21 protein-coding genes and 5 pseudogenes are annotated in these 24,105 nt (G+C 31.4%); 8 read left to right on the top strand and 18 right to left on the bottom strand.

From position 1 onward, the window contains the following. Positions 1-353: 353 nt before the first annotated feature. Positions 354-902: a hypothetical protein gene (locus ACFWM3_RS17930; protein ID WP_390312312.1), complete on the bottom strand. Its 549-nt coding sequence runs from the start codon at positions 900-902 to the stop codon at positions 354-356. Positions 903-926: 24 nt separating this feature from the next. Then, positions 927-1,649: pseudogene (locus ACFWM3_RS17925) on the bottom strand (RHS repeat domain-containing protein); the annotation flags it as partial. Positions 1,650-1,752: 103 nt separating this feature from the next. On the opposite strand from ACFWM3_RS17925, the gene ACFWM3_RS17920 reads away from it, so the two are divergent. Beyond that, the gene (locus tag ACFWM3_RS17920) at positions 1,753-2,487 is read left to right on the top strand and encodes a hypothetical protein (protein ID WP_390312310.1); all 735 of its coding nucleotides are present in this window, start codon (positions 1,753-1,755) and stop codon (positions 2,485-2,487) included. Between the two features lie 145 nt (positions 2,488-2,632). Then, entirely contained in the window at positions 2,633-3,484 is an 852-nt protein-coding gene (locus tag ACFWM3_RS17915) for an FG-GAP repeat domain-containing protein (protein ID WP_390312309.1), read from the top strand. Positions 3,485-3,777: 293 nt separating this feature from the next. Here ACFWM3_RS17915 and ACFWM3_RS25000 read toward each other — a convergent pair. From ACFWM3_RS25000 to ACFWM3_RS17890, 5 genes and pseudogenes are all read right to left on the bottom strand, one after another. After that, positions 3,778-4,168 (bottom strand): annotated as a pseudogene (locus ACFWM3_RS25000) (Tn3 family transposase); the annotation flags it as partial. Between the two features lie 90 nt (positions 4,169-4,258). Next, positions 4,259-4,699, bottom strand: a pseudogene (locus ACFWM3_RS24995) (hypothetical protein); the annotation flags it as partial. Between the two features lie 222 nt (positions 4,700-4,921). After that, positions 4,922-5,152: a hypothetical protein gene (locus ACFWM3_RS17900; protein ID WP_390312308.1), complete on the bottom strand. Its 231-nt coding sequence runs from the start codon at positions 5,150-5,152 to the stop codon at positions 4,922-4,924. 341 nt (positions 5,153-5,493) lie between these two features. Next, positions 5,494-5,925, bottom strand: coding sequence for a hypothetical protein (locus tag ACFWM3_RS17895; protein WP_483867274.1), 432 nt, complete (start codon positions 5,923-5,925; stop codon positions 5,494-5,496). Positions 5,926-6,153: 228 nt separating this feature from the next. Then, entirely contained in the window at positions 6,154-7,404 is a 1,251-nt protein-coding gene (locus tag ACFWM3_RS17890) for a helix-turn-helix domain-containing protein (protein WP_390312305.1), read from the bottom strand. A 155-nt stretch (positions 7,405-7,559) separates the two neighbouring features. Between ACFWM3_RS17890 and ACFWM3_RS17885 the strand changes: the two genes are divergently transcribed. After that, positions 7,560-8,318, top strand: coding sequence for an SDR family NAD(P)-dependent oxidoreductase (locus ACFWM3_RS17885; protein ID WP_056470148.1), 759 nt, complete (start codon positions 7,560-7,562; stop codon positions 8,316-8,318). A 90-nt stretch (positions 8,319-8,408) separates the two neighbouring features. Here ACFWM3_RS17885 and ACFWM3_RS17880 read toward each other — a convergent pair whose 3' ends face one another. The 5 genes from ACFWM3_RS17880 to ACFWM3_RS17860 form a co-directional block, all read right to left on the bottom strand. Then, positions 8,409-9,683, bottom strand: coding sequence for an ATP-binding protein (locus ACFWM3_RS17880; protein ID WP_390312304.1), 1,275 nt, complete (start codon positions 9,681-9,683; stop codon positions 8,409-8,411). 221 nt (positions 9,684-9,904) lie between these two features. Beyond that, positions 9,905-10,882, bottom strand: a complete 978-nt coding sequence (locus ACFWM3_RS17875; RefSeq protein WP_056470151.1) for a VanW family protein — start codon at positions 10,880-10,882, stop codon at positions 9,905-9,907. Positions 10,883-11,323: 441 nt separating this feature from the next. After that, positions 11,324-12,202, bottom strand: coding sequence for an aminoglycoside phosphotransferase family protein (locus ACFWM3_RS17870; RefSeq protein WP_390312303.1), 879 nt, complete (start codon positions 12,200-12,202; stop codon positions 11,324-11,326). A 38-nt stretch (positions 12,203-12,240) separates the two neighbouring features. After that, positions 12,241-12,690, bottom strand: a complete 450-nt coding sequence (locus ACFWM3_RS17865) for a VOC family protein (RefSeq protein WP_390312302.1) — start codon at positions 12,688-12,690, stop codon at positions 12,241-12,243. Positions 12,691-12,707: 17 nt separating this feature from the next. Then, positions 12,708-13,886 (bottom strand): MalY/PatB family protein, encoded by a 1,179-nt coding sequence (locus tag ACFWM3_RS17860; RefSeq protein WP_056470159.1) that lies wholly within the window; start codon positions 13,884-13,886, stop codon positions 12,708-12,710. A gap of 314 nt (positions 13,887-14,200) precedes the next feature. Here ACFWM3_RS17860 and ACFWM3_RS17855 point away from each other — a divergent pair, with 314 nt between their 5' ends. Next, a complete protein-coding gene (locus tag ACFWM3_RS17855; protein WP_056470162.1) occupies positions 14,201-14,392 on the top strand; it encodes a hypothetical protein in 192 nt (63 codons plus the stop codon). Between the two features lie 106 nt (positions 14,393-14,498). Here the strand turns inward: ACFWM3_RS17855 and ACFWM3_RS17850 are convergent, their stop codons facing one another. Continuing rightward, positions 14,499-15,110, bottom strand: coding sequence for a hypothetical protein (locus ACFWM3_RS17850; RefSeq protein ID WP_390312301.1), 612 nt, complete (start codon positions 15,108-15,110; stop codon positions 14,499-14,501). A 408-nt stretch (positions 15,111-15,518) separates the two neighbouring features. On the opposite strand from ACFWM3_RS17850, the gene ACFWM3_RS17845 reads away from it, so the two are divergent. Further along, the gene (locus ACFWM3_RS17845; RefSeq protein WP_056471145.1) at positions 15,519-16,136 is read left to right on the top strand and encodes an RraA family protein; all 618 of its coding nucleotides are present in this window, start codon (positions 15,519-15,521) and stop codon (positions 16,134-16,136) included. Positions 16,137-16,209: 73 nt separating this feature from the next. Here ACFWM3_RS17845 and ACFWM3_RS17840 read toward each other — a convergent pair whose 3' ends face one another. The 5 genes and pseudogenes from ACFWM3_RS17840 to ACFWM3_RS17820 all read right to left on the bottom strand — a co-directional run bounded on the left by ACFWM3_RS17840 (position 16,210) and on the right by ACFWM3_RS17820 (position 20,463). After that, positions 16,210-16,581, bottom strand: coding sequence for an NUDIX domain-containing protein (locus ACFWM3_RS17840; protein ID WP_390312367.1), 372 nt, complete (start codon positions 16,579-16,581; stop codon positions 16,210-16,212). Positions 16,582-16,802: 221 nt separating this feature from the next. Continuing rightward, positions 16,803-17,935, bottom strand: a pseudogene (gene tnpB, locus ACFWM3_RS17835) (IS200/IS605 family element RNA-guided endonuclease TnpB). 34 nt (positions 17,936-17,969) lie between these two features. Next, positions 17,970-18,086 (bottom strand): annotated as a pseudogene (locus tag ACFWM3_RS17830) (IS200/IS605 family transposase); the annotation flags it as partial. Between the two features lie 245 nt (positions 18,087-18,331). Beyond that, the gene (locus ACFWM3_RS17825; RefSeq protein ID WP_390312300.1) at positions 18,332-19,420 is read right to left on the bottom strand and encodes an NAD(P)H-dependent flavin oxidoreductase; all 1,089 of its coding nucleotides are present in this window, start codon (positions 19,418-19,420) and stop codon (positions 18,332-18,334) included. A gap of 86 nt (positions 19,421-19,506) precedes the next feature. Continuing rightward, positions 19,507-20,463 (bottom strand): S8 family peptidase, encoded by a 957-nt coding sequence (locus tag ACFWM3_RS17820; protein WP_390312299.1) that lies wholly within the window; start codon positions 20,461-20,463, stop codon positions 19,507-19,509. A gap of 728 nt (positions 20,464-21,191) precedes the next feature. Here ACFWM3_RS17820 and ACFWM3_RS17815 point away from each other — a divergent pair. The 3 genes from ACFWM3_RS17815 (at position 21,192) to ACFWM3_RS17805 (ending at position 24,011) form a co-directional block, all read left to right on the top strand. Continuing rightward, a complete protein-coding gene (locus ACFWM3_RS17815; RefSeq protein WP_056470175.1) occupies positions 21,192-22,337 on the top strand; it encodes a PD-(D/E)XK nuclease family protein in 1,146 nt (381 codons plus the stop codon). 382 nt (positions 22,338-22,719) lie between these two features. After that, positions 22,720-23,043 (top strand): GIY-YIG nuclease family protein, encoded by a 324-nt coding sequence (locus tag ACFWM3_RS17810; protein WP_390312298.1) that lies wholly within the window; start codon positions 22,720-22,722, stop codon positions 23,041-23,043. A gap of 311 nt (positions 23,044-23,354) precedes the next feature. Beyond that, on the top strand, positions 23,355-24,011 hold the full coding sequence (locus tag ACFWM3_RS17805; RefSeq protein WP_390312297.1) for a hypothetical protein: 657 nt from the start codon (positions 23,355-23,357) through the stop codon (positions 24,009-24,011). The last annotated feature ends 94 nt before the right edge of the window (positions 24,012-24,105 follow it).

Here is a 24,105-nt window from a genome sequence, read left to right as displayed (position 1 = left end):
ATATTTCTTTCCATCTAATTTAGCTGAGGTTCGAAAAGATATAATTTTATGGGCAAATTATGGGCAGTTAACCTCTTTGTATAGGACCCGTCATTTTTAATAAGTAAAAGTATGTAATAAGTACAGAGCTTTATACCAAAACACTGATAGTTTCAAACAGCCTATATTAGTAAAAAGAGGATATTACAAATTATGTAATATCCCAAAACAACTCTTTACTATTGCAATATAGAATTCATTAAAATATTTACAATTTAATAGCCAAATTCAAACAATTAAATAATATCTCAGATATTACACACATGTAAAATAGGAAGAAAATAAAATGTTCTTCAATTTCCATTAATAAAGCCTTATTTAATTACCCAATATTCACCAATTTTAGTCATGTAATGATCGGTTTCTTCAACTAAGACTAGTGATCCAGCATCAAATTGCAGATATAAACATGCTGACTTTTTACCAAGTGTACATTTAGGGAACCAACTCTCTCCAAATATTTTTTCTAAATATAATAATTTAGAACTTTTTTCAAATTCAATTTGAATATCATCTCCTAAACAAAGTAAGCCCAATCCATTTATTGAGCAAACTTGAAAATAAGATTCAAGAATTAGTTCAATTTGTTCTTCTTTGATGTTGCTAAAAATAATAAACTCTTTTTTATTTCTAGAATTAAAAAAATTATAACTAATTCCTTCTTCGAAAAACAAAGCTTTATAACTTTCTAAAATATCACTATCATATTGATAGATTACTTTTTTAACATCTTTTTTCAGTAATTTTGTCAAATCCTTAAAATCACTATCACCAAAATATGTTTCATAGAAGTTACAATTTCTATTTGATATATATAATTGCTGATTTTTTGTTGGATTAATCTTTTGAAATTTTAAATACATACATAAACTCCTATTCTAACAGACTCACTCCCAGTTTATTCTCTTCCTGGAGGGGTAAATAAAATAATGCTTATTCTTTTTATATCTCCAATGAAAATGAAGGACTTTTTTAGTTGTCCGTTTTTTATTTTCTCTTATTTGATGGTAATCTATTCCAAATAATCTTGAATCAGTAGTTTTATTTGCTTTTTTTCTTCTATTAATAACTGCAAATATTCTACCATCCTTGCTTGGACCTTTAACATCCCACTTCCTATTTTCCCAAGATTTCTTAATATAACTTTTTGAAGCCTTGTATCCCTTTTTACCATATTTTCCTAGTATTTTTCCCAATTGCCCAATTATTTGTCTATAATTTCCATCTGGATCAATAAATTTCACTGGGTTATTGTTTGCATACACATAACCATTTTGTGTAAGTATATCATCCTCATCTCCAGTATCTGGATCAAGTGATAAAAATACACCATGTGTAGGATGATAATATCTTGCAATCAAGTAATAGAAACCTGTATCTTCATCGTATTGATAACCCGCATAACGGTATGGGTTATCATTTACTACAGTATCTTCTTCTGTTTTTAATGGGTTACCCCACGCATCGTATTCATAAGATGCGACAACTTGGCCATTTTTATCTGTTAAAGCAATAACATCGCCATGTGCATTGTAATGATAGAAATATTTTTCGGTTCCCTTCTTCATCGCGAGTAGTTGGCCAGATTCAGAATAAATAAACGACTTTGTTACCTGATTTTGTCCATCCGTTTCATACTCTTATTCTAATAATAATAAATTGTATTTTACTGATAAAAGTAAAGATAATACAAAACAATTGTTTGTAAGAGATTTGAAAACCCATCAAATAAGACAATTAACAACCGAACTAAGTTATATGGATTTTATTAAAATTGACAAAAAACAAAATATTATATTCATGAGGGTTATGTTAAGAAATGAATTCCGGAATTTTCATATTGCAACTTATAATATTAAAACAAATAACTTAAAAATATGGAATGAATCTAATAATGATAATAGTATCTTGGATTTTGATTATAACCAAAGTGACAATTTAGCCGTTGTTTCATTTTCTGTTGCAGAAGCTACAGAAAAACTTGAGGAGGCTAATAAAAATCAAACTACTATGTCTCCTCCAAAATATAGTATAGATATTTTGGATACTGAAGGAAAAATTGAAAGACATATAAATAATATTGAGAAGTTTATCACAGGTGTTTCTCTCTCATCAGATAAAAGGTCAATATTATTAAGTTTCAATGAATCTTTAAATAGTTCAATAACTCAGGTTGAAGAGATTAATGTTAGTACAGGTATGGAAAATACTATTCTTAAAAGTAAGAGTAATTATTCGAATATAAGAGCTGTAAAATACGACGTTAATAAAAAAGGATTCTTTTTTTTATCAAGTTTGAATAATAGTAAGAATTATAATGCAATAGAAATACCAAAGAAAAGTATGCTTTCATATTATAATTTTAAAACCAAGAAAGTAAAAACATTATGGAATACAGATAAAGGAGTAATAGTTAGTTATTCAATAGGTATAAAAAAAAATAAATAAAATTTGGATTAATCCACATTTCCTATTTCTTAAAATATGGAAATGTGGATTTTGTTTTAAATGTTTTTAAAAAAAATACCATAATATATAAGATGCTTTTAGGGGATTATAACCAACAATAATAAAAGTTAAGGAGTAATATGAAATGAAAATTTTACTACTTTTTATACTGGTTATAAACAATTCGATAGGAAATGTTCAAATTCGGGATCAAAATAATGACTTAACAAACGTTGTAAAGGAGTTTTTACCCAAAAATTCTATACTAATTAGTCCAGAAAAACCTCCCAATACAAAGCCAATTCAACTTTATGACTTTAATCATGATGGGATCAATGAAATAATAGTAACATATGAGACTAAAGCACAGACTCAACCTTCCCCTTCTCAGTACGGAGCAATTTTATTAATGAACGATAATAACAAATGGCGAAAAATATGGGAGACAGAAACACAAGGAGTCGGTTTGTATTTTTCCGGCTTAGCTGACATTACGGGTGACGGTACAAAAGAGTATCTATTTGGTGTAACTATCGGTGCCGCAGTTGGTGGCAATCTTGATGTTTATAAATGGTCAAATAATAAATTTAAACAAATTGCCGATATCCCAAATAATGAAATTGATCTAGTAATTGAGAAAAATAAAGTAGGAATTGCAGTTTGGCAGATGTTTTTAGTAGATAGTTATTTAGTGGATGTTATGAGTTGGAATGGTAGTAAGATTGTTTTTGATGAACAATTATTTTCGAAGTACTATCCAACAATAGATAATTTTTATAAAGAAAAAATATCAAAGTTGAATGCCTGGTTTTATTGGTATTGCCTCGCAGATTCACAAATAAAAGCTAATTTATTTGATGAAGCTTCCACATCTATTAAAAAAGGGAAAGAACTAGCAGATAAACAAAATATGCCCGACATAGTTCAAAAATTTAATGAATTAGATAAAAGACTTGCTTTAAAGAAAAAAATATTTTCAACAGCAAACAAAAAGTGATGATATCCTTAATTTAATAAACATATGATATCCCGCTAACCCATGCATAGTTGAACATTATAAAGGCTGCTTCGGCAGTCTTATTTAATTGCGCTTAATTAGATCCTAATTTAGTTGATTTTAATCGTAAAAGTATAATAGATTGAGGAAGATACAATTAATTATTTACATATTTTATTAATTCCTTTTTCAACTAGGGGTCCTGCCGTCAAAACGCGGATTTTATACGCTAAGGGATATATTAAACAGAAACAGCCTGATTTCTTTACTCTAAGTAAAAAAATCAGGCTGTTTTATATTTTTAAAGGACGTAATTCAGTACCTGAGTACGAGAACTCAGACTTAAACGAATACTCTCCTAAAAAATTAATATGCTCCCATGCTAATGGTGAAACATGTGATAGTTATTCTTCGTGATAATGTCCTGTTCTTTTCATATGTTCCAGTACTTTTGAAAGATAAACTGTATTCGAAATACTGATTGAATTAATTATAAGATTTAAACAGCTTGCCCTTTGTAACTGATCCTGTATAGATTTTTCTCTAAATTCTCCTTGTTTTCCAAAGAAGATAGCTCTAGCTAATGCGTTCATCGCTTCCCCTTTATTTAGTCCACGTTGTACTCTTCGACGTAAAAATATAGTCTAATATAAATAAAGTCTTTTCAATTCGTCCTATTTCCCTACCAAATTGATTATTTGCAGCTAAACCTTGTGCATTAGACTCAGTCACATTCCCCCATGCATCATATGAATATGTAGCAACCATTTGGTTATTATCATCTGTTAATTTAATAACATCGCCATGAGAATTATAATGATAATAAAGCAGTTGCCCTTGGGTTTTCATCGCAAGACGCTGACCAGTTGCTGAATAAACATAAGATCGTAAAACTACACCATCACCATCAGTTTCATATAAGAGGTTAATACTGTCTCCATCATAAAAATACTTAGTTATTACACCATCAACAGTCTTCTCAATACGACGGCCTTGTTCATCATATTTATATGTCGCAAATGGTGTACTTTCTCCGTTTTTCGTAACTGAAATTAGTTGGCCTAATGGATTCCACTTGTAATGATAATCTCCATCATCTGTTCGATTACCATCAGAATCATACTGAATTGGGTCATTACCATATTCAGTTAATTGATTTTCATTATTAAATTGGGAGTTTGTTTCAGTTATTACACCATCTTTAGTTACTTTCATATTTGTACGGTACCAAACCCGTCATAACTATAAACCTTTTTTGTTCCATCTGGAAGTTCTTCAGATGTTAATTGATTCAAAGAATCATATTTGTAAACAACTTGGCTGTTTGATAAAGTTACTTTTGTACGATTAATATTTTTATCGTACTCTATAGTTTCAAAATTAAAATGAGATAGCCATATCTTCTATAAATAATTAATTGAACGAATAAAATAAATGTTAATCACTAAATTCCCTAAATAATGTCTCTAATTCTTTATAATCATAATAATCCCCATCACTTATAAACTTTTCAATCTCTACTGTGCCATCATTCATAAATTCTACCTCCCATCGTTCACCTGGTACACGAATAGCTATCATAATGCCTTCATCACGAACTTTTTTTAAACTATATGCTATATTACTTTCTTCCAACTTATTTAAAAAGGCATTTAAATCCAAATTCACTAGTCTCAGCTCCTAAATTTATTTTTCTTTAGTCAATACAGATCTTTTTAGCATAATATTTCCTTTAATAAAAGAACTGATTCTTTGGAAGGGAATCAGTTCTTTTATATTTTTTACAAGTACAGACTATTAAAATCTAATTTTTATATAACCAATTTTGGTACGAATTAAATTTAAAATTTCAAGCTTATATTAACAATTAACTATCCCAATACAATTTACAAATTAAAAAAATCCGTTCAACCTTCCCATTCTTAGGATGGGGTTTATAGTTATTATACATTCGTATATTGCTTTTTAGCATATACAATTCCCCATGAGATGGATTTTAATTTAAAAATCTATTTACCCTTTTTAGATCTTTTAGAATTAGAACCTTTATTAAATTCTTTATCGGTAAGTAATTTCTTTGCTTTTTTAGCATTTTTAAGTCCCTTTTTTGCAGCTTCTTCGATTTCCTCAATTGTATTATCTAACCATTCAGTTGGAAATTCTTTTCTAATGCTACCTTTTTTTTCTTTTGAAATTATTTCATCTGCAGTTATTCTATTTACTTTTACCTTTTTTACCTTTTTTGCTTTTTTTGCTTTAATTTTATTTCCAACGTAGATTCCTCCACCAACTGCAATAGCAGTACCTGCAACACTCCCTGCAGTTGAACCCATTGGCTCGTCCCATATACCAATACCAGCTTGTGATTTACCATTCGTATCAATATATTGTATTGGATTATTACTTACATAAGTATATCCGTTTTGGGTTACAGATTCCATTTGCACTGTTATTCTCACTTTTCACACAATTATACGATGACATATATTGGAAGTAATATACCCTTTAGCCTAAGCAAAATCAACTATTAGGTTTAACCAAACTCTACTTATAAATAGAAACGGTATAAAAGAATAGATCCGTCATTACGACTAAAAACTAAATAAGTATATGTTATGAATGCTAGTAAACTTATTTGATCTGTTGCTCAAATGTTCATTGATAATTAATTATGACGATGTATGATCGGAAAAATGATCATTTCTAAACCGCTTGGGAGTTAAACCTGTGTATTTTTTAAAGATTTTTATAAAGTAACTTTGGTCGTTAAAATTTAACGATGTGCCGATGTCTGAAATCGAATAATTTGTTAATTGTAATAGCTTTTTTGCTTCGTCAATTCGTTTCCTTTGAATGTATTCACTTATTGGTATACCAACTTCTTTTTTAAAAAATGATGATAGGTAATTCGGGCTTAACCGACATATTTGTGCAAGATGATCAAGGGTGATATCGTCATAAAGATGGTCATAAATATAATGTTGACAAGCTGTAATTGTTGGAGAATATCTTTCTTCATTTAATTGGTGCACACGTTTGGTAAAATCCATTATCGCTTCTTCCGTTAATATTAATATTGCTTTTAAGCTTCCTAATTCCTCGAGTTGTTGAATATAGAAATCACTTAAGGTAAAGGCAGTTTCATCATTTAAACCACCTTCAATAGCCGCTCTGCAAACAAGAGCAATCCCAGTTATCATTAAATTTTTTTCACTTCTTAGGCGATTTCGTTTCGACAATAATCCTAATTCCGCCTCACCGATTATAGAGTAATCGAAGATATCCTTTAATTTATCTATCCTTCCGTTTTTGACATAATCAAGCAAAACCCGTTCATATGAAAGATTGGAATGAAAAATAAAATTCCTTCTCCCTTTTGAAAGCTCAAGTTCCGGATTTTCTAATACAATCATATCAAGGTTCAACTCTTCATTATTTTGAATGACCATCGTTTGATCAAGCTTTTTATGATACATCAAATAATAAACCAATAGACTGATCGTTAGGAATTGTTGACTATCAATAATTGGGATTGAATAATAGTATTCAATGAGTTTCCTTTTATTTAGATTTCCATTAAAAGCATCTATGATCTTGCTTATCATTTCACCAGATATTTCTGAATCAAGCGTAGGACCTAAAACAATGGTACCTAAAAATAGATTCATTTTTTTAAGATTGACAAAGAAAAAGTTCAAATTTGAATTAGAGAAGAATATAGGAAAATCCTTTGGATTATCTTCAAAAGTATACACACTAATCTGCTCTTTGAACGGGCTGTTGTATGGATGATCCCGTAGTTCTTTACTTGAAAAATCGTATTCAATCTCACCAAATTGATTGACATAATAAACAGGTATCTTATGAACTTTATAAATAAGCTCACATATATATTGTAAATCTTGTATGTCTATTTCCATTGATTCTATACTCTCCCTTCAATATCTTTTTAATTCAGTCCATTTTTAAAAACTATATTTAATAAATACTATTAATCGTAAAATAATACAATAAGCATTTTTAAACAAGCAATATAATGATTCCTGTAAGAAGTATAAGCAAGGAGGAATTAGACATGGAATTATCAAATAAAATTGCTGTCATAACTGGTGCAGGTAGTGGAATCGGAAGAGCAAGCAGTTTGAAACTTGCTAGTAACGGTGCAACAGTAGTATTAGTCGATTTCAATCAGGAAACAGGAGAAGAAACGTTAAAACTTGTGAAAGAACAAGGTGGAGAAGGTATCTTCATCCAAGCAGATGTCTCGAAAACTGAGGATGTGCAAAATTATGTAAATAAAGCAGTCGAAACATTTGGACGTATTGATATATTTTTCAACAATGCAGGTATTATCCAAAAGTTCGCACCTTTCACTTCAGTAGAAGAATCCGAATTTGACCGCATTATGTCGATCAATGTAAAAGGGGTTTTCCTTGGAATGAAATATGTGTTAAAGGTGATGGAGGAGCAAGGAAGTGGCTCTATTATTAATACTGCTTCTACTGCAGGGGTTCGTCCTGAACACAGTGTAGCAGTATATTCTGCAAGCAAACATGCGGTTGTAGGCTTAACGAAGGGCGCTGCATTAGAATATGCGAAAAAAGGAATTCGAATTAATGCACTTTGTCCAGGAGGTGTGAAAACAGCATTAACAACAAGTGTTGAAGCTCAGTTTGCAACAGGTGGTTATGTTCCAGAAGACCTTCCAAATATGAGAATGGGTCGTTATGCTGATCCAAAAGAACTCGCTGAAATGGTTGCTTTCTTAGCATCAGATAAAGCAAGCTATATGACTGGTTCAATTGTTCTTGTAGATGGCGGGCTAACTTTATAATCAATAAAAGCATCGAGTAGGATTCTATCCATTTAATCATTAGGGGCAGTCATGATAGTCATGACTGCCCCTAATTTATTTTTTGCTCACTTATTCAAAAGAAAAACCTACAGTTTGATTCTTTTCCCAATTTTGCTTTTTTTGTTTGCGCAAAATTGTTCTCATTTCGTTGCATAGTCGAATGATATCTACTTTTTGTTCACAGTCCCATTCAATTATGATTGAAATATATAACTCGTTTAATTGAGCATAAGAAAAGTCATTCGTTAAATCGATTAGTTGCTGTAATTCTTCATTATTTAAAATTCGATTTAAATTTTTCCTTTGTAAATAGTCAGAACGCATTTCTTTTGTTGGTTGTTTAATTTCATATGCACGATCAAATCTTCCAGAGCGATTCATTAAAGCTGGATCGATTCTTTCAGGATAGTTAGTCGTTCCAATTAAAAATAAACCTTCTTTAGAAGTTGCACCATCGATTGTGTTTAAGAATACCGAGCGAACCGAAGCAGGCATACTGTCAATATCCTCGATTACTAGTACCATTGGTGTTAATTTTAACACTGAACTAAAGACTTCTTTAATTGTGTAACTTGATGTATATTCAGTAATTTGCCAATATGCAACCGGTGCGTTAATACTACTTGCAATAGATTTTACTAATGTTGTTTTTCCATTTCCAGGATTTCCATATAATAAAAATCCTCGTTTATAGGGGATATCATATGTTTTAAAGAAATCTCGACCTTCATTAAAGAAATGGTCAATTGATCGATAAATTTCTCGTTTTAATGATTCTTCTAAAAATACATCTTCTCTTCTAACCATTTTTGTTATATTTTCAATTGACGTTTCGACACCGTCATCTGTATCTGTATAGACTGTTACATAATTTTTAATATAATCTCGTTTTCTTTTAAGTACGTATTGAAAAAAGGATGAAAGACATGAATCATTTTTAGCAAAAATTAGATCTCTATTATATTGATTATCCGCTTCAAAGATCATCGCTTTAGATAAAGCTACTCCGTAATTCGGATAATAATATAATCCATTTTCGACCCTTGGTTTAATGATGAGTTCCATCTTTTTATCAGTGTGATTCGAAGAAATAGTTTTTGTTTCAAGCTCATTATAAATATGGCTGATTAATTGAACTTCACTCGATTCTTCTTTAAGATCTTCTTCAAGAATTTCCCAGATTTCATTTGTTGTATCCTCATCTGAATACATTTGGAAATCTACCCCAAATGTATCAAATAGCTGACTTTGAATAGTTGAAATGATCTTTCCGTAATCGTAGTAATAAGGTAATGTATTTCGTTCCATATCCTTCGAATCAAATAATACATTTATTTTTGTCATGCAATTCTCCTTTGTTTTCCAATCTTTCTTATAATTCTAAATCCTTAGTTTCTATAAGTCTAGTGTTGAAAGGATTAGACTTTCATTATTTTTATTAAGAACAAGTTTAATGAATAGACCGCTGTCCGAAAAAAATTGCAAACGATATATTAACAAAATACAAAAACCCCCACAAGGATCATTACTTTCCCTTGTGGGGTTTACTTTGTATGTATTACTCTTTAATCCCCTACAGACTTATGCGGTGGAATTATTTTTCCTTTTCTAGAAGGATTTGAAGAATGTTTGTCATTTTCAGTATTTATTTCTTCTGGTAAACGCTTTGGAGCTATAGGTACATTTCTTATTTCATAATTGATAACATCGGAAGAATGAAGCGTAACAATCATACTTCCACCATATTGTTTTGCCCGAATTAAAATAGGCTGATTATATTTATTTTGAAAACGGAAGTCTGGACCATACCAACTAACTGTAGCGTCACGGCCTGCTGGTACATAATGTACTCGTCTACTATGGGAATATCTTTCAATAATTTTTAGTCCAGCGCGATCTACTGCATTAAACAGGGTAGAAGACACTTGACATATTCCTCCTCCAACTCCTTCAGACAATTCCCCCCTTACAATGACTGGCGCACGTTTGTATCCCTTTGCTCCACTTCTTTCTCCTACTACTTTATTAAAAGAAAAAACTTCATTAGGAAAAACTACGTAATTATCAATCGCTTTTGCTGCCAGTGAAATATTATGTACTCGACTTTTATTATTCGAATTAAAGTAGGTTACATATTGTCCAATTTGTTGAATTCTAATATGAGCTAATAATTCACTATCAACTTTAGGATAAATATCTAACTCTGGTACTTCAATTTTAGATGGTCCTTTACTATAAAAATATGCAGTAAATTTATCCTTGAACTCTTTTTTATAAAGCCTGTATCCTACCTGACCTGGTACGATTCTACCTTGTTCATTAATTGTCGCATTTATAGGGTTACGGTAAATTTCTTGATCAAGTTTTTCCATAAATTGAGTAAACTTTTTATCGTTTATCACTGGTGTACCTGGAAGCGACATTGTAAAATCTTCACGATTAACTACGGCAATCGGATGCCCCTGTTGAATAACAGTTAAGCTGTCAGGTAGTTCAACTGATTGCGTCATTAATAATAAACTAGCTAGTAATTTTTGCAACATAGTCGGATTCCTCCCAACGTTAGTATGAACAAGAATCAATACTTTCATGTTTTTTCCTTGTAAATCTTTCACATATCCGCTTATATTCCGTTACTTTTTTATCTACATAAAAATAGAGAAGAATTTTTAGTCTTCTCTAAGCAATTTTCACGGTATATTTGATTGTTTTTTATCGATTTTAAAGTCTTTTTAATAATGATTTCTATTAATTTTTGTAGTTTTCATTCTATTTATTCAAAATTGGTAACTTATTTGCAGTTCACAAAATTTTATTTGCAGATTTGACAATTTTATTTGCACTTTCAGAGTTTTAATTGTAGCTCAGCTATTTTATTTGCACTTACAAGATTTAATTGCAGCTTCAACTTTTTTATTTGAGCTATAACAGAAATTCTAAGATAAAAAAAACGAGCTGCTATTAGGCAACTCGTAAATTTTCTATCAAGATTTGAAATCGTTCATAATTACATTTATGGTATTAAATGATTCTTCTCTAATTGATGTAGTATTCTCTTTATTCGCATTAAATGTAATTAAAGCCTTCCAGAGAGCCCATCCTCTTGCTCTATTCCAAGTATTGTCATCAAAGTTCAAAACGTTTTTAAAAACATTTCTACTGCGTGTATCGAAAAATGTCCATGCCATTGCGGCATCACATGATGGATCACCTACTCCTAGTATTCCAAAATCAATGACTGCACATAGCTTGCCATTTTTAACAAGTAGGTTTCCTGGCGCAATGTCGCCATGTACCCATACTTGTTCTCGCTCCCATTTGGAGCTAAGAGCTGTTTCCCAAATTTCTGTTAGTAAATCTTTGTTAAAAATCTCTTGAGTTTGATCTATTGAATCTCTAGTTTCTTGGTCATATACAGCTAAGTTTCCACCTCTAAAGAAATTATGCGTTCCTGCAATCGGCCCTCCATTAGTATCAATTGACTGGAACTCAGTTAAAAATAGACCTAAATCTCTTGCAAATTGACTTAAATCAATTATATTTTCTTTAATAGAAGTTTCTCCATCAATCCATTCATTGATGGTCCATGGCCAAGGATAGTATTTACTAGGACTTCCTTTTGCTAACGGTTTAGAAACTGGTAATCTTAGTTTATTCGCTAAAATAGGTAACCATTTATGCTCTTTTTCAACTTGAGGAACATAGCATTCTGCGCTTGGTAATCTTACACTCATATGATCCCCTAAATGGAACGTTCTGTTATCGTTGCCACTTAATTCTACAGGCTTTATTTCTAAGTGAGACCAAATTGGAAATTGTTCTTTAATTAATTGTTTTACTAATTCAACATTTATGTTGTCCATTTATTCTCCCTATTTCAAACTAATAAATTATTTATATTTTATTTTTGAGTTATCAATATAAATGTAACGCCGAACTTGTCTGTAACTGTACCGAATGCGGGACTAAATGGTACTGCTTCTAGCGGGGCAATGACGTGCCCATCTTGTTGCAATGAATTAAAAATTCGCTTTGTTTTTTCTACGCTATCAATCGAAAGATTAATGGTGACTTCTACTTTTTTATTTTCATAATTAGGTGTATTTTGTTTAGATTCTTTGTCCATAACCGGATTCGATTGAATCGGGGCATCGAATAACATAAGGTCACTTTCACCGATTTTTAAAATGGCATTTGCAACACTATTCTTTAATGCTTCTGGACAAGGAATTGGCATTTCTCCGTATGTTTGCATAGTAAGAACCACTGCTTCAAGTTCTCTTTCATAAAAATGAACTGCTTCTTTAGCGTTACCACTCATTACAATACATGGTGTAATTTTTAACGTCATAAATGCCATCTCCCTATCTATTTCATCTTAGCTTTTACAGCTTTTTCTAATCGTGTCATGGCTTCTTCTAATGTTTTACGTGTACAAGCGTAATTCAATCTCATAAAACCATCTCCATTTATTCCGAAACCGCGACCTTCATTTAAACCTAATTTAGCATCATTAATCATAAATTCGTTTAATTGGTCACCTCTTAGGCCTAAACCTCTAAAATCAAGCCAACCTAAGTAAGTTGCTTCTGTAACTCTCATTTTTACACCCGGAATATTTGTTTTTAAGTAATTATGTATAAACTCCGCATTTCCTTTTAAATAAATCAATAATTCATCAAGCCACTTTTCACCTTCGTTATAAGCAGCGATAACTGCTTCAATTCCAAAAATATTTAAGTTTTCTAAACTTGAACGAGCAATTGCATGAGAAAATTCAGTAAATAATTCTTGATTTGGAATAACAGCAAGTGACGAAAATAAGCCTGCAATATTGAATGTTTTACTTGGCGACATAAATGTAATACTCATATTTGCTGCATCTTCACTTAATGAATAAAAAGGTATGTGACTACCTTTCTTATAGACTAAGTCAGCATGAATTTCATCTGCTATTACAACAATTTTATTCTTTTTACATATTTCAAACAAACCTGATAATTCCTCTTTTGTCCAGACTCTTCCAATAGGATTTGCAGGGCTACATAAAATAATCATTTTAGTTTTAGAAGTAATTTTATTTTCTAGATCTTCTAAATCCATATAATAATAACCATCTTCTTCAATTAAAGAATTTTCAACTATGTTTCTTCCATTATTTCTAATAGTACTGAAAAATGGAAAGTAAACTGGTGGCTGAATGATGATTTCATCACCAGGTTTTGTGAAAGCATCAATGGCTAAATTTAATGCTGGAACTACACCAGGTATATTTGTTAACCATTCTCTTTTTATCGATGTATTATAACGTTTACTTGCCCAATTCATTGCTGATTCAAAAAATTCTTCTGGTATATGTCCATAACCATATATAGGATGTTGAGCTCGTTTCGTCATAGCCTCTACAATCCCGGGTGCACAAGCAAAATCCATATCGGCAACCCATAAAGGTAGTACTTCCGTACATCCAAATACTCGATCAACTGAATCCCACTTTGTACTATTTGTATTTTTTCTATTATGTTCTTCATTAAAGTTAAAGTTCATTTCTTATCCCCCACCATTTTCGATCATTTATGATTAAGATTTTACTACTTTATTCCAGTATATAGTTAATCAATAGTATTTTCGTAATCATAATTACTATCCAAATTATACTATTCCGCTAGAAAATTCAAATTTTAATATTAATTTAAAAAAAGTGAAGTATGAACTGTCTGGCCAAGACCAACAAATGGTGGGGTTTGTATGAAAATCTACCAATTTTTAATTAGGTGTCTATATTTTTCAAAAATCGATCTATTTTTTTCATAATGCTAGCAAATAATAATTAACATCTAAATGTGAATGGAGGGTCTGTAATGAAAAAAGATGATGAATATACTGATGATATGAATCAAATATTAGAAATTATCAATGCAAAAGGTGATACTGGTGAATTACTTGAAATTGTAGACAAATATAAACAAACTGAAAATCCAGAATGTAATCATGATCTTTTTTATCAAGAACTAAGAGTAATTGCTGAGGATAGTGCAAAAGAAGAAGATTAAATAGAGTAGGTTTAATGAGTAGTGGAACGATTTTAGTTCCACTACTTTTTACTATTCTTATAAAACGATACCATAGATTGAATCTTTATATGTATTACCGATTAATTTATAAACTATATTCTTCAGTAGGAATTTTGCCTCTTAAAATATCATATTCAGCTTTCATTTCACCAAATTTTTGAGGATTTCCATGGTCCGGTGCATAATCAGGGTGCCAAAGCTTAGTATATTCCCTCATTTGTTTCTTCCAAACTTCAGCACTATCATTCGGATCGAAATACTTGAAATTATGTTTTTTATTTTTCTTGATTGAAGTAGAGTAATTTCTTAAATACTCTTCCCAGACTCTTGCCCAATCAACTATTTTCTTTTTATATTCTTTTGCTTTCTCGGCATTTTTCCTTTTTTCTTCTTTCTTCCAATCTTCCATTCTTTGACTAAAATCTTTAACCCCTTGTTTTGAGTTTCTCCATCTTAGCTCGGCATCTCTAATTTCTTGATCTGTAATTTCATCAAATAAATTTTCGTCATCAAGAACTTCAATAAGATCTTCTTCATTTTCTTTTGAATTTATATGGAGGTCATACATTTCTTCTATCATTTTTTCAATTAATTCTGCACTAGTTTTCCCTGTAAGTTGGGATAGCTTTTCCAGTTTTTCAGTGGATTCTATTTTAACCTTGTGTGTTAAATAAACGTATTTAGTTTTGTTTCTCAAGCACCTCAACTCCTTAATTAAATGTTACTATACAAGGTTAAATCTATATATTAAATAATGAAGTCAATCACGTTACATTACATTCTCAACAACCTCAATTAAATGAAACAAGATGTTCTATATATAGTTTAATGTAAAATATTATTAATAATGTATTGATAATCAATCGTATTCATTGTTTACATGAACTATTTTAGAAAGTATTTTGAATTCAACATCAAACATTTCTATATTTATTAACTGATTAACGATTTTATTTTTTATTATCAACTTATTTTATTCGATATTAATCTATTGCAACCTTTCTTAATTCGATAATTATTTTTTATCAAGCTTAATAATTTTTTCGAAATGCTCACGAGATCAAATTATTTATATAATTTTATAAAATAAATGATTTATATGGGAGTGATTTCTATTATTAATCAATTTAAAAATATACCAACAACTTGTATTTCAGATGTAATGGATGGGCTAAATAATATGGATCCGTCAATAAAGCCTTTAAAAGAAGAATATAGATTTGTTGGAAGAGCACTGACTGTTAAAATCCCTGTTGGAGATAATTTAGCTGTATTGAAGGCAATTCGTGAAGCAAATCCAGGTGATGTCATCGTAATCGATGCAAAAGGAGATCAATACCGAGCAATTGCAGGGGACTTTGTTGTTGGAATGGCGCAAACAATGGGTGTTAGTGCAATAGTTGTTGATGGGGTAATCCGCGATATCAGCGGTATTAAAAAATTAAATTTCCCAGTATTTTGTAAAGGAACAACTGTAGCTGCAAGTGGAAAAATTGGTATAGGCGAAATTAATATTCCAATCTCATGTGGAGGTACATCAGTTAACCCAGGCGATATTATTGTTGGTGATGCAGATGGAGTAGTTGTAATCCCTCAAGCGGAAGCAAAAACGATTTTGGAAAAATCTTTAGATAAAATAAAAAAAGATGAACAAAGAGAAGAACAAGTATCTGGTAAAATTGAAGCTATAAAATCTTATATTGATCGTATGCTTCAAAAGTAACTGATAAAAAATACAAAAAAGGTTCTAAATATAGGTTCTTCGAAAAAAACCTATTAGAACCTTTTTTACTTGTCTAAAATTTTAATTTTTTCAACTGACTTTTAATAAACGGATCGATATCATCAGGCAATTGACTTAAATGAAAGAATTGGACTTCAATTGATTGATTTTGATCTGGACAAATTTCATTTTCGAAATCTGTACAAATATACTCAATTGCTACTGTATGATATTCATCTCCGCTTCCCTCAACTTTATTTATAAATTCTGCTCCGGAATATACTCCAATTAATGATAAAGAATTTAACTTAAGACCAATATCTTCAAGAACAGATCGTTTAATACATTCTTCAACAGATTCATTTAATTGTAAAATCCCACCTGGTATCCCCCAATTATCTCCTCCGTTTTGATAAAATAAGATTTCACCTACAGCATTTAGGATAGCAACGCTTGGAGGAACAATAATTAAAGGAGCATTTCCTATCTTTTCTCTAATACCTTCACAATAATTCTTGAACTACTCACTACTTAACACCCTTACTGGTTGTGTGAAGTGGGAGATTCTTGGGAACTGAGCATACTTGCTAGCGTTATTTCTTTGCCAGCAGAGGTTTCTCTTATTTGCCAAGCTATCCCTGTAGATTCCTACGGTTCTATGATTATTTAAGCCAAAGCCAATGCTCGTAAGCCTTCAGCTAGAATATTTTTACTGGCATTTATGTCTCGATCGTGATGTTCGTGGCAAATTGGACAGGTCCATTCCCTTATTTCAAGAGGTTTCTTACCATCTTGGTGCCCACAATCGGAACATATTTGACTGGATGGAAACCATCTACTCACTTTCATGATTGTTTTACCGTACCACGTAGCTTTATATTCTAATTTCGTAACAAAAGCAGACCATGATACATCAGAAATCGATTTGGCTAATTTGTGATTACGTAACATTCCTTTCGTATTCAGGTTTTCGATACAGATTAGATCGTGGTTTTTGATGATTTCTGTACTCAACTTGTTAAGGAAATCATCACGTTGATTCATTACTCTTTCGTGTAATCTAGCGAATTTTCGTTTTTGTTTCTGATAGTTTTTTGCATCTAAAAGGTTAATCCCATTCTGTTTAGCATGTAACGCACGTCTTGAAAGTTTTCGCTGTTCACGTTTTAGTTTTTTTTCCATTTTGGTAGTAAATTTATTGTTGTCAATTTTGCTTCCGTCAGAAAAAATGGCAAAATCAGTGATGCCTAAGTCGATACCAATCGATGATTCAGCTTTCTCTAGTGGTAGTACGTCTACTTCTGCAAGAATGGATACAAAGTATTTACCACTTGGAGTTCGTCTAACGGTTGCATTCAAAACACGAACATGTACTTCGCGACTTTTAGCAAAGCGAACAAGACCAAGTTTAGGTAGTTTCATTTTGTTTCCGACAACGGCAATATTTCCGTTTGTTTCTTTTGTTGTATAGGATTGAACGCGATTCTTTTTAGATTTAAAGCGTGGTGCGTTATTCTGCTTTTTGAAGAATCGTGAATACGAATCTGCGAGGTTTTTCAGTGGGGATTGAAGAGCAATACTATCAACTTCTTTGAGCCATACTAATTCTTTTTTCAACTTTGTTAATTCAGCAGAACAAGAATTGTATGTTAATCCTTTGCCAGTTTCTTTGTATGTGTCGTTCCATTGTCCTAAAAAGTGATTGAATACAAAACGACTACATCCAATCGTTTTGGCGATTAGTGTTTCCTGTTCTTTAGTGGATAGATACGGAATTTATATGCTTTATTGACTAGCATTGTTTTCACCTCACTTCATTCCTTAATTTTTAATTTATTTCTTAACTATATTGATGGGAGAACCACCAGTAGTTAGTAAGCAGAAACTTCTTGATCAAAACATTTCTTCCGATAGCACTTTTCTAATTTGTGGAAAGGCACGTTTGAACATAATTATTGATTTCTAATTTCACTTTAATATCAGCCTTTCTTTTACTTAAGCCTGAGCATATCATTGAGTTATGAAGCAGACAACAAAAAAGCCTTTAGACATACCCCGCCTAACCGACATTCATCTCCCACCTATTACTGGTGTTATCACACCTTCACGTAATTGAGGAAGGAGTCTTCTGTCGAATAATGATAAAGCCTCCTAATCAAAAATATTAGTACCAACCTATATTCATAGCATTTAACTCAATATTTTTCTATACCTTGAATTAGTTTTTTAGCTTCATCCATTATTTCATTTATTAAGTTTTCTACCGAGTCCTTTTTAGATAATCTAGGACTTTGTCCCGACCAAAGTGACATAAACTCTTTATTATTTTGTACCGAGGATGCTTTTCTCATTGTTTGGGTAATCGTATTTTGAACGGGAAACTGTGGTAAATCAGCTTCGTATTTTTTCATTTCGGTAATAAATTTATTTTCGATTCCTCTTGCCCATTTCCCTGAAAATGCACGAGTCAAAACTAACTGGTCTTCGGTAGAATTTAGAATCGTATTTTTATGTACCTCATGAGCCCCACTTTCAATGCTGGTTAAAAAAGCGGTACCCATTTGAACAGCTTTCGCCCCTAAACAAAGGGACGCCATTAAACCTCTTCCGTCCATAATTCCTCCTGCTGCAATTACAGGAATACGAACATGATCAATTACTTGTGGAATTAACGACATTAATCCAATTAAACTTTCCTCATTATCGTTTAAGAAATTACCTCGATGTCCACCTGCTTCACTACCTTGAACGACAACAAGATCCATTCCTGATTTCTCAATTTCAATCGCTTCATTTACAGTAGTTGCTGTTCCAATCAAAATAATATTATGGAGCTTTAACTCGTTTATTATTTCCATTGAAGGTATGCCAAATGTAAACGAACAAATAGGAACACCTTCTTCAATAATCGCTTTTATTTGTTCATGAAATGTATCATTATACCGATTAAAATTTTGAACTTGTATGCGATCATTTTGTATTATATTTAATTCTTCATTAAAAGATTGTAATAAATCCATAGATTTAGACATTTCATTCTCGTTAACAATAAATTCATTTGGGACAAATAAATTAATTCCGAAGTTATTATTAGTTAACTTTTTTATTTCTCTAATTTGTTCACGGATTTGTGATGGAGTCATATACCCTGCTCCAATTGTACCTAAAGCTCCACAATTTGATACTTCAGCTACAAAATTTGAAGTTGTAATTCCCCCAGCCATCGGAGCTTGAATAATTGGATATTCTATCTTTAAAAGTTCAGTTATTTTATTTTTAAACAATCATTTCACCTCTATTAATTTTAACTTTTTTTTACTCACCAAAAAAGTCCCGAATAGTCTAGCAACACTACCCGGGACTTTACCTATTATTTTAATACATTCGGAGATTTTGAGGGTACATTTACGCCTAGGTTTAAAAGTCCATGGCCTTCCTCAAACTTACTGTATCCGATTGGTACTGTATGACTTATTAGAAGTTCGAACAAATCTGGTTCAGTAATTTTCTCATTATTCTCAGACTCAAACTGTTGAATTAACAATGCAATAGCCCCTGATACATGTGGTGTTGCCATTGATGTACCAGAAAGAACAGCAAATTGATTTGTCGGATACGTTGAAAGAATCTTTTCTCCTGGTGCAACTAAATCAATTTCATCATTTGTATTACTAAAATCGGATAATCGTTTTTGAAGACTTACGGAACCTACTTCTATAACTTCATCGTAGGCACCTGGATAGCTATATTCATTGGTTGAACCATCCCCATCACCTTCATTACCAGCTGCGCATACAACGGCTATATTTTGTTCAACCGCTCTTTGAATCGCTTCATGTAACGAAGAATCATCCCCTGGACCACCTAATGACATTGAAATCACTCGAACAGTTTCTCCATTAGAGCCTTTCCAATTCGTCGCATAATCAATAGCCTGTACAATTGATTCAATGCTTCCTTCACCAGCACCAGTTAGTACTTTTAAAACGAGAAGTTTTGCTTTTGGAGCTACTCCAACTACCCCTTCTCCATTTTCAGAAGCTGCAATCGTTCCACAAACATGTGTACCGTGACCGTTATTATCTAAGAATACGTTAGGATCCCCACCGTAATCTTCAGTAAAATTATATCCACCAATAATTCGCTCTTGTAAATCAGGGTGGTCTGTCTGACAGCCTGTATCAATAACTGCTACGACCACGTCTTCCCCTTGAAACCCTTTTTCCCAAATAGATTTAGCTTCTATTAAACTAACACCAGGTGGTACTTCGTTTGTACTACCTTTAATTTCTTCCAGCTTGTAAGGAATTAATCTAAATTTAGACATGCCTACCAACTCCTTTTTGGGATTTATTCATAAAGGATAAATCTTTGAGGTATAGTTTACTATTCTATACCCACCCATAATTTTCCTTTAAATAAATTCAACTTTATTTAAAATTAATTCTAATACAGTTGGAAATTAATAAATTCACCGCTCCCTTCTCCAAACTCGGAAGTCGGCTTTTTGATTATTATAATGAATGGTGTCAAAACTTTAGTTATGACCCTGTTCATTATAAAGGAACAAAGGAGTCTTTCCTTAAAACGGCAAATGCATAGGAGGTAAAGGTACATTATGTAAGATCCACCAGAAAACAACCCTTGTAAAAACTCCTTTCACCAACCAGAATGGTACCTCAAAGGAACGTTTTGGTTTGCTACTCTCGTACTTTAGAGATCTCACTGTGACACTAAACGTTATCCCTCTACTAGTAATGCCTCGAAAAAATTGAATTTCGAACACATTTTATTCATATAAAGAATGCAAATTCAATCTGAAAGTTGGACAAAAATATTTTTATATCTAATCTATGAAGCTTATAAATTAATCCTCGCGCTTCAACCTCAACGCTGAACCTATTTGTGACGAATCTGTCAATATTTAATTTGATATAAAAAAATGCCCGCAAATTCGTTAGTAATACCGCATTTTATAAATTAATCAATTATTAAATAACTCAAAGGGATTACGATATAATTAGGGGGTAAAGAACTAGAATGAGAGGTTAGAAGATGATAAAAAATGAGCAAGAGTTAAAAACCAAGTTGAATCAGTTGATTAGCGATCCTAATTTCTTGCGTTTACAAGAATCTTTTGAAAAAGAGAGTTTATTTCAATTATTGGGGTTTGGACACCGAGAAACAATGCATAGTTCTTTTATCAGTTGGTTGCTTTCACCAACGTCTTCGTTAAGTTTAGGTACGTTTCCACTAAAGCGTTTTCTCTACTATATTTGTGAGGAAAATTTATCAAATGAGAAAACTGTTATTGATTTTGATTTAATTGAATCGGACTCACTTCAACTAGAGGAAATGGAAGTTGCAACTGAGGTAGCAGAGTCTGTGGTGGTTCCAGAGACAAATCAGGAATTACGGGCTCGATTTGATTTGTATTTGGTGAATGATTTGGTGAGAATTATTGTGGAGAATAAGGTGTTGGCAAGAGAAAACAAAGATCAGACGGAAACTTATACGAAAATCTTAAAACATTTAGATGACTCGTATCAATATGAATTAAAGGTCTTTTTATCTCCAGATGGCACAGTAAAACCAAAATGTCCTGAGTTTATTCAAATTGATTATCAAGGTCTATATGATTTTGTTATTGTACCTAGCTTGAATCATCCCAAAATTACAACTGCAAATAAAAATATTTTAGAGGAATATATCCATAATCTTCGTATGGTCTATAAAGGAGTAAATAAGCCGATGGCAAGAGTAAATGATGAGTTGTGTGTAGCTATCTATGATAAGTACAAAGATGTATTAGATGAAATATTCGATGCGGTTAAAAATGAGACACCTGAAAAGAGGAAGGTCAAAACGTCTGCTCCAATTCGTAAATCAAATATTTCTTGGAAAGAGATATATTCACGACTAAATGAAGACGAAAAAAATCTAGAGTCTACTTATGGAAATACCGTAACAAAGGCTGAAATCGACCTAACAAGTGGTAGGATCCTTTTTGAAGGAGAAGAATACAGTAGTCCTTCGGCTGCTGCTATTGCCGCAGTAAATTACATTCAGGGTGAAAATTACACAGACCGTTACAATGGATATAAGTTTTGGAGTATTGTGTATCCAAATGGTGAAAAGAAGAAACTGTCTGTTGTACGTGATGATATCTCTATATCTGTAGCTCAAGAGGAAGAAGATTAAGGCATTGAGAGTAGACTAACTATATAACAAATGGTGCAGAACGTAAAAAATACATAAATGTAATTATAAAATAGAGATGAGGGTTTAAGAATGGCAATGAGTAAACATTAGGGTGAAAGCAGATGGACTAAAACTAACAAGAGATAACTACATAAAGGTAAGTAATAAAAGCTCGTTTATTAAAGGTAAAGTCTATGATGATTCATTTGTTAAAACCATACTGAAAACTGCTTGTATAATTTTGATTTGAATATGAAGTTTTTTAACTCATTAAATAATGAAAGATTTTAATAAAGAAATTGATGATTTTCTGATAGATGATAAACCGTTTGTTAAAGTTACTAATTTATATGATATAGAAAAAGTTTCAGGATATTACATGATGATATTTGATGAGTATAATCAAGTTTATATCGGACAAAGTACGAATATGAAAAAACGTGTTATGTCACATTGGAGTACCCAAAAAGAATTTGACCGTTTAATATTCGGAAATAAAGAAAATTCTATGTTGTCAGTAGATAGTTTTAGTGCGTTAGATATGACTAGATTGAATGCTTTCAAAACTCATTCCCTTTATGAGTTTGAGAATAATTTCATTAACTTCTTTAATCCAAATTTAATTATAAATAGAACAGTTGGTGGAGAGTTAAGTGGATTAAGTGATGCTGTCGCTAACGGAAAAACAAGAGAATTAAATGTTTAACAAAGTAGCTGCTAAGGACTAACTTAGCAGTTTTTTTTATTTTCTGAGCCACTTCCCAATGGAACAATTCTAAACCTGTCTTTCCAATAATTATAAACGACAGGTTTTAATTATACCAAATATTGTCATTTAACAACATTCCAATATTGAATGTCTTTGTTACAATTAAGAACTATCACTAACAGGGTTATTACAGTTATGATTATTATAAATAACGATTTGATGACTATAAGTAACCTTAACCCATAAAAAAAGACTTTCACAGTCATTTGTGGAAGTCTTTTTTATAAAAATTTACAAAGGAGATAGTTATGAAAAAAAAATTAATTGCAGTATTAACAGCTTTATTCATTGGTTTAATTCCTTTCACAGCAAATGCAGAGGAAAGCTCAAAAGATATTAAAGGAGAAGAAGCTTTAGTAGATGTATTTAAGCAAATTGAAAGTGACATTAATTTTGCTTTAGAACATGGTATAGAGAAAAGTGAAACAATATATACCCAACCTATTGAACTTGAGGATGGTGTTGAATTGCTTTCCTCGGAGACAGTAATATATAATGAAGATGGAACGATAGCAGGAGATTATAGTGTAAAAGTTCAACCAGAAGTAAGTGAAAACATTATAGCGCCTAGAGTAGTAATTAATACTGGTGGTTATGATTGGAAATATGTAAATACCAAATATACTGATACATATTTAGAGCATACAATTAAGGGTCCTATACAAGCTTTATTAGCGTTTGGAACACCATATTTACCTACAATAGCTCAACAATCATTTGCTGGAGGACTATCAGCTTATATAGGTTTATATGCTAATCCTAAACTTTATTATTTTAAATCAGTTTTATATACCGATCATGATGCCGTTAACAATTATTACAAATTGAAGGTATATACTTATAAAGATAAAGGTAGAACAAAATTAGAATCTACTAAAACAATAACAACTAAATCTAAAAGATAAATATAGAGTAGTTGAATCTAATTTTTATAATATCGATTAATACGATGTATCAAATATAAAATTAGAAAAGTTGTTATTACAAAATATATAATTT

It is taken from the genome of Gottfriedia sp. NPDC058432 (genome assembly GCF_042721555.1).
Classification (GTDB): domain Bacteria; phylum Bacillota; class Bacilli; order Bacillales; family Bacillaceae_G; genus Gottfriedia.
Note: the sequence above shows the minus strand (reverse complement) of the source record. Positions and strands in the feature narration are given on the sequence as shown.